Source organism: Alteromonas sp. H02, from assembly GCF_059682525.1.
The window spans coordinates 1,661,660-1,674,740 of the sequence record NZ_CM185021.1; the positions used below are offsets into that span (position 1 = coordinate 1,661,660).

11 protein-coding genes and 1 pseudogene are annotated in these 13,081 nt (G+C 45.7%); 4 read left to right on the forward strand and 8 right to left on the reverse strand.

Annotated features, from left to right (window positions below; translation table 11 throughout):
- Window positions 1-35: 35 nt before the first annotated feature.
- The 4 genes from AC566Q_RS07630 (at window position 36) to AC566Q_RS07645 (ending at window position 3,619) form a co-directional block, all read left to right on the forward strand.
- The gene (locus AC566Q_RS07630) at window positions 36-668 is read left to right on the forward strand and encodes a TonB-dependent receptor domain-containing protein (protein WP_499615428.1); all 633 of its coding nucleotides are present in this window, start codon (window positions 36-38) and stop codon (window positions 666-668) included.
- A gap of 794 nt (window positions 669-1,462) precedes the next feature.
- Entirely contained in the window at window positions 1,463-2,500 is a 1,038-nt protein-coding gene (locus AC566Q_RS07635; protein WP_105933382.1) for an IS110 family RNA-guided transposase, read from the forward strand.
- Between the two features lie 373 nt (window positions 2,501-2,873).
- The gene (locus AC566Q_RS07640) at window positions 2,874-3,119 is read left to right on the forward strand and encodes a 2OG-Fe(II) oxygenase (protein WP_499615431.1); all 246 of its coding nucleotides are present in this window, start codon (window positions 2,874-2,876) and stop codon (window positions 3,117-3,119) included.
- A gap of 308 nt (window positions 3,120-3,427) precedes the next feature.
- Window positions 3,428-3,619 carry a hypothetical protein gene (locus tag AC566Q_RS07645; RefSeq protein WP_499617642.1) on the forward strand — a complete coding sequence of 64 codons (192 nt, stop codon included), beginning with the start codon at window positions 3,428-3,430 and terminating at the stop codon, window positions 3,617-3,619.
- On the opposite strand, the gene AC566Q_RS07650 is transcribed toward AC566Q_RS07645, so the two are convergent.
- The 8 genes and pseudogenes from AC566Q_RS07650 to AC566Q_RS07685 all read right to left on the reverse strand — a co-directional run.
- Window positions 3,616-4,566, reverse strand: coding sequence for a VWA domain-containing protein (locus AC566Q_RS07650; RefSeq protein WP_075177842.1), 951 nt, complete (start codon window positions 4,564-4,566; stop codon window positions 3,616-3,618). The two genes, AC566Q_RS07645 and AC566Q_RS07650, sit on opposite strands and share 4 nt — an antisense overlap.
- A complete protein-coding gene (locus tag AC566Q_RS07655; protein WP_321824894.1) occupies window positions 4,566-5,624 on the reverse strand; it encodes a VWA domain-containing protein in 1,059 nt (352 codons plus the stop codon). Before AC566Q_RS07655 ends, AC566Q_RS07650 begins: the two co-directional genes overlap by 1 nt.
- Before the next feature lie 15 nt (window positions 5,625-5,639).
- Window positions 5,640-6,410, reverse strand: coding sequence for a MotA/TolQ/ExbB proton channel family protein (locus tag AC566Q_RS07660; RefSeq protein WP_014977564.1), 771 nt, complete (start codon window positions 6,408-6,410; stop codon window positions 5,640-5,642).
- Between the two features lie 125 nt (window positions 6,411-6,535).
- Window positions 6,536-8,518, reverse strand: a complete 1,983-nt coding sequence (locus tag AC566Q_RS07665) for an SUMF1/EgtB/PvdO family nonheme iron enzyme (RefSeq protein WP_061486673.1) — start codon at window positions 8,516-8,518, stop codon at window positions 6,536-6,538.
- 11 nt (window positions 8,519-8,529) lie between these two features.
- Window positions 8,530-9,978 (reverse strand): tetratricopeptide repeat protein, encoded by a 1,449-nt coding sequence (locus AC566Q_RS07670; protein ID WP_321824892.1) that lies wholly within the window; start codon window positions 9,976-9,978, stop codon window positions 8,530-8,532.
- Window positions 9,979-10,055: 77 nt separating this feature from the next.
- Window positions 10,056-11,312 (reverse strand): hypothetical protein, encoded by a 1,257-nt coding sequence (locus AC566Q_RS07675; protein ID WP_061096000.1) that lies wholly within the window; start codon window positions 11,310-11,312, stop codon window positions 10,056-10,058.
- 22 nt (window positions 11,313-11,334) lie between these two features.
- On the reverse strand, window positions 11,335-11,880 hold the full coding sequence (locus AC566Q_RS07680) for a hypothetical protein (RefSeq protein WP_321824891.1): 546 nt from the start codon (window positions 11,878-11,880) through the stop codon (window positions 11,335-11,337).
- 237 nt (window positions 11,881-12,117) lie between these two features.
- Window positions 12,118-12,861, reverse strand: a pseudogene (locus AC566Q_RS07685) (amidohydrolase family protein); the annotation flags it as partial.
- Between the last annotated feature and the right edge of the window lie 220 nt (window positions 12,862-13,081).

Genomic DNA, 13,081 nt, shown 5'->3' on the forward strand with positions numbered 1-13,081 from the left:
CTTAGGCTAAAAGTTCAATTTATAATGATCTTGCCGTGATTCTAGACCTTTGTGTTGACGGTTCTGCAGGACTAGACGCTGCATTTTGCGGCCAGATTACTCGTGATCCAGCAACTAACGACGTAGATCTTGTGACGTCTGGTTTTGCAAACGCAGGTGCGAGAACTTCACGCGGTGTCGACTTCCAGGTTAGATATTTGACTGATCTAGCCGACTTAGGTCTGGACCTTCCAGGCGAAGTTAGATTCAACGTATTTGGTACAAGAAACCTTGAACTTAACTTGTTTGCTTTCCAAGACCGTCCAAATGAAGCAAATGCTGAAGCTGGCGAAGTAGGTGATTCACGTGACCAGCTAAACACAAGCGTTGACTACAACGTAGGGGATTGGAACTTCAACTGGTCTAGTCGTTTTCTTGAAAGAGCTGCACGCTTTGATGTAACACCTGAGGCATTGGGTGGGGCTGGTTCTACAGAAGATTTGGATATTCCTTTTGTGGGGTCAATTTGGACTCATGACCTCGGCGTTCGTTATAACGTAAGTGATGATACATCTGTGTTTGTTAACATGCGTAACGTGTTTGATAAGGTACCTCCTGGTTACACATTTAACCCACTTTATGATTTAGTAGGTCGTAGGGTTACTGCAAGTGTCCGTATGAGCTTCTAATAAACATAGTTAGTAACAAAGATAACTATCTGAACTAAAACGACAAAGCCTGCTTAAATGCAGGCTTTTTTATTGTGTGGTGCGCCGGGCATGGCGCGTAGTGCTTTAGCACTGTTCGACTCACTGTGGTGGTGAGTTGATGACTTGGAGGTGGAAGTCCTCTGCACACCCGGCAAGGGGAAGTGCTAGCCGAACGGCAAGGGTGTTCATCGTGAGGTGAAATCTGAAGGAAGCCGAAGGCAAAATGCTGGCCTGACGAACAGGAAGCGGTTTAGGCGTTGTTGCAGGGTGAGGTGGCCATTATCACTAAAGCCCAATACTTGCACGGAATGCAGCAACGTAGAGCCGACAGGCATAAGCAGGAAGGTCGCGCGAATTACCCCGGGAGGTCTGATATTCTGCTATAGAGCTACTGACATCGCGAGGTGTCGGGATGGAATATCAGAAGTCAGCAGACGCCGTAGTAGTGCTATGAAACCGATAGCACGAAGGGCTGAACCTGTCACGAGCGGCAAGTCACGCGTGCTCTCGCGTTATCGGGACACAAGGCAATGAAGAATCATTGCTCCGGGACAAATATACAAGAAGGGTCGGAAACCTGGGCGGTGTTTGCGGAGTTCTAAACGATAAAGCGGCGACACGATGAACGAAACAGACTCAGGTATTGACTATGGTCAATACAGACAGGAACCGCCGTGGTACGGAACCGTATGCCCGGTGGTGTGAGATGTATGGACTCCCTTCCCTGAAAGGGGTACGGTCTTAATTGTCAAATTAGCCAAAGGGGTCCATACATGATTAAGAATACAATTATTGCAATTGACCTTGCAAAGCATTCCTTTCAGGTTTGCAAGTTCAACAGTGACGGAAAAATTGATTATAACAAAGCAATGAGTCGTAAAGCATTGATAGCACTTCTGGGAAACCATGTGTCAGCGTTAGTGGCAATGGAAGCCTGTGGTGGCTCGAATTACTGGGCGCGTTTAGCGAGGCGGCATGGTCATCAAGTAAAAATCATTCAGCCTCGCGCAGTAAAAGGGCTGCAATTAAAGCAAAAAACAGATAAAAATGACGCCTACGCTATCGGTATTGCGGCTCAATTACCTCATATAAACTCTTGTGGCATCATGGAGGAAGATGAACAGGGTCTTCAGGCCCTGGAGCGGGTGCGAATGCTGCAGTTGGAGCAAAGGACGGCGTTGGCAAACCAGATACGAGGACTGTTGACGGAATTCGGGATTGTGATAGCAAAGGGGTTAAATCATTTAGTCACTGCGCTGCCTGACATTTTAGAAGATGCAGAAAACGGCTTGCCGATGAATTATCGTCAGGCTTTGGCTGCGCAGTCACAAATGTTACAACTCTATACGACTCAAATAGAAAGTTATGACAGGCTCATAGCAGAACACACGCGGCATAATCCTGTTTGCCAGAAATTAAGTAAACTCGAAGGCGTAGGCCCTTTGATTGCTTTGGGGTTAACCGTTCGATTGGGAAATGCGACAGAGTTCAATACAGGCCGGGATGCATCAGCATGCATAGGTTTGACACCGAAGCAGCATTCGACCGGCGGTAAAGAGCGATTGGGACATATTTCTAAAAACTGTGCAGATAAAAGATTGCGAAGTTTGCTCTATCAGGGAGCAATGTCGGTAGTGAATAAAGCAGTATCCAGAGAGCCTAAGACTGTGAAAGAGCAGTGGCTGAAGGCGTTAGTTGACCGAAGGGGAAAGAAGGTTGCTGCCATCGCGTTAGCAAATAAAACGGTGAGAACCGCTGTTGCTCTAATAAAGAATAATGACGATTACAATCCGATACTGTTAGCAGCCTAAGAGTTAGTAAATCAACAAATTGCGAAAATAAATGGTAAGACCAACCAGCAGAATTCAGCCAGTCCTCTCAAGTGACTAAACACTGTGTGTGAGAATTGAACTGTTGGTGCGTATACATCGAAGGGCAGGAGTAGCTCTCCATTTAAAGCCCGTATATAAGAGCGCATCTACTACTAATTTTTCAAAAGATGTTGATTACTTCAGGGAGTCCATATAAGAGGACGGGAGTTGCGAAACTCCCTCCTACTCGATCAGAAACTCGCTTCTACATCTTTTATTCTTGCAAGTGAGAAATTAAAGGTCTGTATGCTTCATTTGAGCCTTAGTTGATCTTAAGTGTGGCAAAACGCTAAGTTCTCGGAAATATAAGCTGTTGCGCAGAACAGAACAAGAAGGAAGAAAATTAGCTTACGTATTTAACTTGTCGCCAGAATGGCATCCAGACTGGGGCGGATTGGTGCAATTATTTAATGAAGATGGTACTACCACTGAAAGTTGGACTCCGAATTTTAATACCCTAAGCATATTCACAGTAGAAAATATTCACAGCGTAACTTATCTCATGCCGTTCGCTAAAAAACCACGATATGCTCTTACGGGCTGGTTTGGTAAACGATAACGCAACAATTTTAAAACAAAATACGCGTGAAACTTTAAATGGGTAAGTAACAAAACTAAAGTACGAGGTTGTACGTTCCGAGGTGTCTGTTTTTTGTTCAGGCAGCGCGCCATTTCCTTGCTAGCCGTGTAGTGTTGCTTGACTAACCCTTACATTCCATGTGAGTATAATAGGTTCGTGGTACTGGTTAGCGCCACAGGTACCACATTTTTGAAACAACATTGTAAAAATTTAATACGCCCCTTGCCCGAATATTTTCCTATCGGCGAGGATTCAAATAAGAAATTTGGTTGGGAACTATGTCCAAAATGAGCAAGAGAACTCTTATTGCTTCTACTGTTATGGGTGCATTCGCACTAACAGGTAGCGCAGTCTCTGCAGATACGCTTGAAGATCTTCACAGAGAAGAAGCGAAAATTCATGCGGCTGCGGCGAAATCGCAAGAAAAAATCAACACGTTGTTTGGCCAACGAGGCGATTCATCGGCCAATAGAGACTAAAAATATTGGCCGATGAAAGCGCCGCGGTTTCGCTTCGCTACCGCCTGCATAAATGCACTAAAGCGCTGTGCGTTTCCATTACTTCGGCTAAAGCCTACGCCGTGTATACGAATAACAGGCTGTCCATTGGCACCCTGGTTAGCTTGGGTAATCTGACTTACAATCTGATCTAAATTCGGCCTTTGATAATCATCACCAAACACGTAAAGACTCACGCGCCCCTTGGTGTTTTTATACAGCTTGATGGCTTTAAGGATCCCCGCTTCAGGCTGACTCGCCCCTCCTTTAAAGCTCTTCATTTGGCTCATTGCGGTATCTCTCATTGTTTGTCTGTCATCTAGCCATTGCCCAGCTCTACTGGAAAACATAAAGCTTCCGTCAGCAGACATAATCTGAAAACCTTTCATTTTAGGATGGTTTTTTAAAATGTCGTTTACGATGGTGATCACGCGATTCCAACCACTGCCAGAGGACATGGAACCCGAGTTATCGATAGCAAAAATAACGTATTCAGCATCGGTGGGAATTCCACCAACATCATCGTCAGGCGTATCTGTCGGATTCGGCGTATTTAACATAGCGGTCGCTTGGCGTATTTCGTTACGCAGCGACGAAGCTTTGTCTTTTAGTTGATTAATGGTTTGTTGTGCGCGTGGTATCGATGAGTCTAAATTGTCTTTCTGTTCCGTGACGGAAGCGGTTTTGCTTTGTGCTGCTTTCAGTTCTTGTAGCTTATCTGACAGTGCGCCTTTGAGCGTTTCCACATCAACTTGAGCCTGTAATACCTGATCAATAAGAACACTTACGTTACTAGGGCCACGCTCAGTGTCTTCAGTGCCGTTTTTCGCCAGAAGCACCAGCATGACTACGGCGCCGAAAGCACAGGAGATTATGTCGAGAAAGGCAATGTTGAATACCTCAACGGGGGCTCGTTGAATTTTGCGCATTAAGGCCACTCCGGAGCAGGTGATAGGAAAGTGCCGCTTGTTGCGCGGGTCCATTCCCAGTACATAGGTGAAGCAAAAGGATCGCCCTCAATGGGCAGCAAAATTACATTGTAATGCACGCCTTTCTTAGCGCGCTTAACGGTTTCAACAAATAAGGTCTTACGGCAATCTGATGAAATTGACTTTTTACTACTAATGAAGCTTTTGCAGCTCATAGGTAGTCCGTCACCCAAGGTAGGAAGGCCATCGGTGACAATATACACATCGGTGATGTTCGGATTGGCCTTAAATAAAATGCTTAAGCCTTCTTGAAGGTTTGTTCCTCCATTGGGGACGACGGCACCGAGGTCTTTAACTATGGCATTCATCGAGCCGCTGACTTTGGCACTATTTACATCACGAAGGCCTAATGTGGTAGCGGTGTCTGAAAAAGTCACTACGGTGACTTTTGACTCTAAAGGGACACGCGCGAGCATCCATTGAGCTACCCGTTTCGTGCGTATCCACTTTGGCGTAGAGACCTTCTGGCTATCACTCAACGCCAACTTGCCTAAAATATCCACCAAGTTGTCGCCCATCATTGACGCACTTTTGTCAATTAGCAGGCCTATTTCCGGGCCTTCTATTTTCATGCCAGTGATGTAGTTCTGTTCGCCGGTACCTTGCATTTGAATGTTGGCTGACTTTTCTACTTCTTTAGACAATGCGGCTAGCTGGTTTTCAAGATCAGCCACTACTGCCATTTCAGTAGACATATCTTGCAGTAGTTTTGACTGGTCTTGCGATGTATCTGCTTGCGCTTGTTGAGCATCGTCTTGCTTCGCTGACTCAAGGGCAATTTTATCGTTTAACTCGTCAATCGACTTTTTGAGTTTTTGTTGTTCTTGCTCTGCGGCGGCGAGTTCCAGCTCTAATTTTTCTTTCTCTTCAGTTGGTGTAGGTGTAAACGCTTTAAAGTCGACCAGAATGAAAATAAGAATAACCGCGCCAAGGCCACAGGCCATAACGTCTAAAAACGCCAGGTTAAATCCGTCTTCGGCTTTACGCACTTTAGGCATTACTGTCTCGCCTAATTAGTTGTGAAGGTGTGACAGAAGGTGGTGTTCACAAGACTCTTGTGTGCGAATTACCATAGTGTCTTGGCGACCATTTAACAGGTGCATTAACAACATTAGAATAAGCGATATAAAAAGGGCGACGAGCGTAGAGTTGAACGCAACGCCTAGCGAAGCCGTCATTCCCGCGATATCACCATCTAGGGCTGCGTCTGCTTGCGCAAGGGCTGCGCCAATACCGCGAACAGTGCCAACGAAACCAATCGAAGGGATAGCCCAAATAATGTAGCGAATCACGTTATTACCACTTTCAAGCTGAGCAGCAATATTTTCTACCGAAGCGTGGATTGCATCGGCAGCATGCTGCACGTTCTGGGTGTTTTTAAAGCGTCTAATGCAGTTTATCCACGTGCTGTATGCGGGGGTGTCGCTATAAGATGAAGACGAAAGCTCATCTAACGCTTTATCTACATTTAGTGGCGTATCTTTGTTGTGCTCAGGCAGTAAATCTCGTGAGTAAATCTCTTCTTCGTCCAGCAGCTTCCAAAGCTTGTAAACCATTAGGAAAATGCAAAACAGCATCAGCGAGATACAAACCTGTTGCTCGATATCTTTAAGAATAACCCAGAAAGAGGATAGGGACGCTGTGCCAGCCGTTGCCATGACTTTTTCGGCTGCGGGGCGAATGACACCGGCAAATAGGAAATGTACCAAGGCAAATATAAATAGAAAGACCCCGCCACTTACAAGAAAGCTGGGGTTCATTGACAACGTATTCTCTTTATTCATCATCATTCCTTGATAGTTAAATGTTAGTTGGAAAGTCTTGCGGCGAATCTAACGATACAAAGTACGCACTTGCCGTGCCCGCAATGGCCAACAATACTGCAGCAATGATCAGTTTCTTTTTCATATTAATTCTCGTATCTCGCTATGCGAAAGCCTATATCGTCAGCAGGTTCAGTCTCACCGCTGCGCGCGCTTGCGCGAACATTTTTAAGCCGACCCGTTTGAAACGACGCGCCTTTTACTACGTGTTTACCTTGTCCAACAGGGCCTAGGTAGTCGTCAAAAGTACCAGACTGGTTTGATGGTGAATTCTGGTAAACATCGTGGACCCACTCACGCACATTGCCATCTAAATCGTAGAATCCACCACGTTCAGCTTTGAACGAACCAACAGGGGCTTTGTCGGCAAATCCGTCATCGTAGTCTTTTAAAATGAAGGTCTGTTTCCCACTTAGCGACGCATCAGCGAAATTGCCTTGCTTATCGCGAAGCCTAAACTGATTACCCCAAACAAAGGTTGTTGGTGATGCTCGGCGATTCATTTTTGCAACGAATTCCCACTCGGCTTCCGTAGGTAAACGATAGCCGTTCGAGGTTTTATCAATACCAGTTACTCTGCCATTTTGAACAACATAAAACGGTGTTAAACCTTCCTTCTCGCTTAGCCAATTTGTAAACGCAACCGCATCACTCCACGAAACATTCGTGATCGGTAGCTTGCTGCTAGCGCCTTTCCCTGCGAACGCGGCGAACTGCGCCTGAGTAATCTCGTGATTAGACATCCAGAATTTACGCGAAAAAGATACGTCTCTTTGTGTTTCATTGCGCTGGCGATCCTTTTCGTTTGCAGGAGAGCCCATAGTGAAGGCTTTGGGTGTAACAAGCGAAAGTTGAATACCCAGTGTATTTGCAAAAAGCGGCTTACCTTCACGCCGTCTTGCTTCAAACTCTGTAAGCATATCAGCGTGTACTTTCACCGGCTTGTTTGCACTAGGTGTAATAGTCTTGGTAACACTGCGATATCCTTCACGTTCGAATGTTACTGTGTGCGGTAAAGCTTGAAGCGTTAAATTAAGCGGCGTTTGACCATTAGACGAACCGTCGATGAAAACTTTTGCACTTAACGACGCGCTTATATTCACTTGTCCTCGCTCTTCTTGAAGGTTGAAGGTAAGCGCTTTGTTCTCGCCGGGAGCTAGCGTGATCCGCTGGCTTTGTGAAATAAATCCGGTTTTTTCATACTTGACGATATGTGGCGTATTCGCATCCACACGAGATCTTGTATCAGTCGGTTTATTATTTACTGTAAGTACGCCGCCCTGAGGGTCTGTCGAAACTGTTATCTGTGCTTGAAGGGGTTGAAGGTTATAGTTTCTTGTCGGGTTAGGGCGTTGGCTAGTGACTTCAATAGTGTCTTCCAATGGCTCTAGCCCTGACTTCGTCACGACAATTTCGTACTTACCGCCATTCATATTAATAGAAAGTGGCGTGACACCCATATCTTTACCGTCAAGGGAGACATTGGCACCAGAAGGGCTTGAGTTTATGCTAATTGCGCCCTTAACTGGAGAAAGTGAAATAACTTGTTCAATTTCCTGCGCGATATCTGCATCAAATTGGATCTCACCCGTTTCATAATGCGGATGACTGGCGCTCGCTCTGTAGCTGCCCTTTTTTAATTCCGTTACGTAGGTTCTCGATACCGCTACTTTCTCAGCGTTTAAATGCCAGGTTATTTCACTCAACGAAGGGGAGGTTGATAGGGTGACTTTTGCCGGTAAAGGAACGAGCGTAACATTAATAGTGCTTGGCGAGTTGTCGTTAATAACAACCGTGGCATCTTGATATTTTGGGGCCGAAACCTGGACTTCAGCATGGCTACCAAACACGTAAAGCTTGTCACTAATGAACATCGCACTACCACTTAAAACAGCAAATTGCGGATTTTGTGCTGCACGTTCTGGAGAAACTGCAAAGGCATAACCTTTGGTAAGAAACAGCCAGCCAAAATAAACAACGAGAACGGCGGCCAGTCCTATTAATGAAGCTATAGCAACGCCCTTTCTTCGCTTCTTTCCTTTGGCAATGGCGTCATCAATACTGCTCACTAGATAGGTCCTTATACTTTTTCAGTACATACAACATGTACTGATAGGTTGGTGTCTGACGGTGAAACTACAATCTCTTGAATGGTTGAGCGATAACCCTCGCGGCTCCCTTCAATGCGATATGTACCAGGTTTCAGCTGAATGGTTTTTGTTTTTACTTCCCCCACGAGACCTACTCCAAGTACTTTAATATAGGTATCGTTATCCGACGTTATCGTTACGGAACGGGGCTGATTGATATTGTCGATCACTTGCTCAAGCGAAGATATTTGGGCACGCAGTTTTGCGCTTTTTTCTGCATGTGAACCTGCTCGCGCAATGTCTTTAAGGGCTAGATTTCTGACGTTGTTATCCGATAAACGTTCTGGCCGCCTTTGGTAAGCGCTCAAGCTTTTTTCTGCATCGAGTATAGCTTCGGCATTTTGTTTGGCCTCAAGTAAAGCAGGGCTGGCTGGAAAGTTAGCGAGGCCTTTATTAGCTAGCAGCTTTACGGTTTGCCATTCATCTGCGCTGACAAACAAGGCGACTTGATTTTCAATTTTCTGCTGCTCTTGTGAAGCAATTAAAGACGCGAGCTTTTTACTAATGGTGGCAAGCTCAGTGCTTGAAGCTTTTAGGCTTTTGGCGTCATTGAGGAATTCTGCCGCAGCAGGGTAGTCACCTTGCTCGATAGCTCGATTTGCCTGAGCTAGCAGCGTATCAAATCGGCTGTCTTGCAATTGCCGGTTAATAGCATCAAGTGCTTGCTGTGCGTCCTTACGGGCAGGATCTAACTGTACTATTTTTGCGTACGCTTCGCGCTGTTTGCTGATGTTGTTTTCGACCTTACCAATGCGTGCCTGCTCGTAGGCGTCTTGCACCTCGTCAAATACATCAATGCGTTGCTGCAAAATGTTGGCTTTTTCGAAATCAGGGTTTATCGTTAACGACGTTTTGTTTAGGTTAAACGCACTTGAAACATTTCCGTTATTGAAGGCAAGGAGGGCGTCTTCATAAGGTTGAGTGTAGGCGTTTTCGTAGTCAGTATTTATTGTGTTAACTGAGCTCTTTATATCATCCAGTGCATTCATAACTGCGCCGTAGTTGGATGCGCCATATTCATTAAACGCGGTATTCAACTTGCGCTCAACTTCACTCGCTTTTTCTAGGAACATCTGGGAGTGCGAAACGCGACTAACCAAGTCGTTTACACTTTGTTTTGACTCACTAAGCGCCATTTGAAGGGCTTTTCGTTCTTCTTCATTAACTTCCACAGCGGGTGTAGCTTTTGCGGTTTGGGGGACTGCTGTTGTGTCATCCGTGGCGTCCGTAACGTTCGATGTGACAGTAGGCATATATGAGATAAGGAGCACGCCTGCAACGCCTATCAACATGACCAGTGAAAAACCGAGCAGTGACTTTTTTATGAGTGCCTTTTTCTTTGCTCTGCTTTGCTCTATTTGTTGCTCAACGCTTGGCATGCATAACCCTTTACTCTCTAACTTAACAATAGAATAGATATCTTATTTAATGGTTTTGATAACACCAACGACTGGGCTTATAGCGCAGTCATTGGTGTGGATTCCATGTCATAGATATCTTTAAGGCGAGCGCGAAGCTGGTAGTATTGTTCGCTTGCTGTGCCTTGAAGCTCAATTCGTTGATTGTCTATTTCAACAATTTGATCGGCTACCTGAATATCAAGGTTTTGCCCCATTTCATCGAATAGATCCCGTTGGGCGTGAAGCTCTTTGTTAGTTTTGATTGCTTCACTCAGTGTGCCAATTGCGGCAATACCAGCACCTGCAGCGGCTACTTGACCAGCCGTTGAGCTAGAGTTAGAACCTAAAAGCACTGAAGCGACTGCGAATAACCCTGCCGTGACTTGTTGTGTGGTGCGCTCTGATTCGAGTTCTCTGATTTTCTTGGCTTCAGGAAGTGTCTCTTTCTGGTACTTACGGTATGGCTCTTCAGTGGTTACCCAAAAAGAATCATAGGTTTCTTGAAGGCTATCAATAAATTGTTCATCTTTTGCCTGTATGGCGCGCACGCGACGAAGCATTGGATCGCTATCTGAAGGCGCACTTACTAGCTCAATCTCACCTCTTCTGCCTTGAGTAAGGTATTGGCTAAACGACTCAGGGCTATACATTTGTGCGTAGCGCAGGTCTGACACCATTTGCACTTCTTGCTTGTAGGTATCGGATTTCTTTATAAGCAAATCATAAACGAATTTTGCAATTTGCTCGAAAACTGGGCCGTTAGGGTTTTCGCCGCGAGACATGGCATCGCGATACCAGCCTTCACTTACGCGGTATTCAAATTCTTCTTCCCCCCACACTGTGTTTTTAGCGTCCATCACTTTCACGCCAATTTCTACAGTTTCAGTATCTGAGTAATTAATTTTGCCCAGCACGTATACATCGGCAAGTGCAGAAGCATCTGGCGTTACGTTAATGCTGCCGAAAGATTTGGTTTCACCTAGGGCTTCTTTCGTCGCTATCGCAAAGCGGTTAGCTTCTAAGCGACGGACTTGAGGCCAAATCCCTTCCTCTTCTATTTCATCGTAATCGATAGTGCCATCTCGTTCTGTAGGAAAGCCCGGGTCAAATACAGGTATGGCAACATCCATGTAAATTTCGGAGTTGTAGTTGTAGGTATTTTTTTGTGCGCCTAATGCCTGACCGCCCCCTGGGCCTACCATAGATGGTCCTACACTGGTGACATTAGTCTGCGTTGAGCCACATCCGCCCAAGAGTATAAACGATGCTGTTGCGACCACGGTAAACAGGGCCTTGGGTTTAAATGATGACATATCCTTTCCTTCCTCTGATTTTTTAATTACAACCGTATTGCTCTTTTAATGCTTGGAAATGTGCCTTTTCAGACTCAGTTGTTGCTCCTTGCAAGCCGGCAATTACGGCGTCACATACCGCTGAACTTCCACCTTTCGCTTGTCCTCCAACAGACTGTTTTGAAGGATCTGAACTTGAAGTGGTTGTTTGTGTATTCGTCGATGATTCCTGAGACTCAGTGCTGCTTTGTGAGCTAGACTGCCCAGCGCCTGCCCCCGAAGATGATGTGCTCGAGGTATTACCCGCGCCAGCGCCTTGCCCTGTACCTTGACCCGCCGCGCTAGCTACGCTTTGTGCGCTCGATTGCGCCGCTGCGTTCATGCATTCTTCGCTTTGGTTTAGTGCGCCAAATAAGGAGTCGTCTAGCGCTTGTATTTTTTCCGCTTCTGTCATCGTAGATAGGTCTTGTTCGCCAAAATCGAGAACGGCGCAATCTTGATAATAGGTAGGGGCTTCGCTCGTTTGAGCGCCGGCTGAAGCAAAAATGAGAGCGTTAAGCAGTAATGCTAGTGGCAAATAATACTGCATGGCGAATAAGTCCTTTTAATCTGATTTGGGGTGGTTCATATATTACCCTCCATCCTTACAGCAGTTATACCACTCTTTTACTTAAGACTAAACTCAGTTTTAAACATGCACAGGTAAGTTTTCATATTCAGAAAATAAAAAGCCGACGAAACAGGAAGCTTTCGTCGGCTTTAGCGTTGGGTTAATTAAGGCCTACTAGTTTATGTTATTTATTACTACAGGCCTTTGGACGCAGAATTAATGCTCCCAATGATAGTGGTGCGCTTTCGCTTCCACATCATCTGCCGTTTGTTGCGGCATAAAGGTGGCATTGTCTTGCTCAAAGAAAAACGGTTTGCGTTTTTTCTTACTGCCCACTTCGTTCATGGTGGCCGACTCGTATACGCGTCCATTTAGTACAGTGTACTCTACGAATTCACTCTTTCTAATGTCGTTAAGCACGTCGCCATCAATCACTACAAGGTCAGCAAGTTTACCTTTTTCGATACTGCCAATATCTTTGCCCATACCTAGATGTTTCGCGCCATCAATAGTACCGCCGCGTAGCGCTTCCCAAGGCGTGAAGCCGCCTTGTTCCATGATCCACAGCTCCCAGTGAGCAGCTAAGCCTTCACGCTGTCCGTGAGCGCCAATATGTACACTGACCCCATTATCTCGAAGCTCTTTGGCGTAGCTTGCAACGTTTTGGTGGTTGTACTGATTTTCTGGCGCAGTAGGTCTGCGGATCGCACGGCTATCTAGAATAGTCGACGGGGTATAGCGAAGAAGACGCGGGTTCTTCCACACTTCAGTTTTGTCGTACCAGTACTCTTCACCCATCATGCCGCCGTAGGACACAACAAAGGTCGGCGTATAGCCAAACTCTGTGGCTTTCCATAGTTGAGTGACGTCGCTGTAGCCTTTTTCCACAGGAATGCTGTGCTCAAGACCCGTATGGCCATCTACCAACATAGTCAGATTCTGCTGAAGCTTACCGCCTCCGAGTATAAGAAATATTAACGCTATGTACTACCCACTGTGTCAGCTGTATTTAAGGCCAGTTGCACGTGTGTCAAATGGGTACTTTTCAGGAATCAGTGAAGTAGTTGTCATCAAGATAGACGCAATATAACTGGTCTTTGGTACTGAAATCCGCAATGAGATATGTGAAAGCCCTTACCTCAACATGTTGCATGTTCAAGTGATGGTCTGTTTTTTGTGC

Bases quoted from the DNA above. Each gene is read 5' to 3' on its own strand.
- AC566Q_RS07635 (WP_105933382.1), top strand. From the start codon at position 1,463: ATGATTAAGAATACAATTATTGCAATTGACCTTGCAAAGCATTCCTTT.
- AC566Q_RS07645 (WP_499617642.1), top strand. From the start codon at position 3,428: ATGAGCAAGAGAACTCTTATTGCTTCTACTGTTATGGGTGCATTCGCA.
- AC566Q_RS07650 (WP_075177842.1), bottom strand. From the start codon at position 4,566: ATGCGCAAAATTCAACGAGCCCCCGTTGAGGTATTCAACATTGCCTTT.
- AC566Q_RS07655 (WP_321824894.1), bottom strand. From the start codon at position 5,624: ATGCCTAAAGTGCGTAAAGCCGAAGACGGATTTAACCTGGCGTTTTTA.
- AC566Q_RS07660 (WP_014977564.1), bottom strand. From the start codon at position 6,410: ATGAATAAAGAGAATACGTTGTCAATGAACCCCAGCTTTCTTGTAAGT.
- AC566Q_RS07670 (WP_321824892.1), bottom strand. From the start codon at position 9,978: ATGCCAAGCGTTGAGCAACAAATAGAGCAAAGCAGAGCAAAGAAAAAG.
- AC566Q_RS07675 (WP_061096000.1), bottom strand. From the start codon at position 11,312: ATGTCATCATTTAAACCCAAGGCCCTGTTTACCGTGGTCGCAACAGCA.
- AC566Q_RS07680 (WP_321824891.1), bottom strand. From the start codon at position 11,880: ATGCAGTATTATTTGCCACTAGCATTACTGCTTAACGCTCTCATTTTT.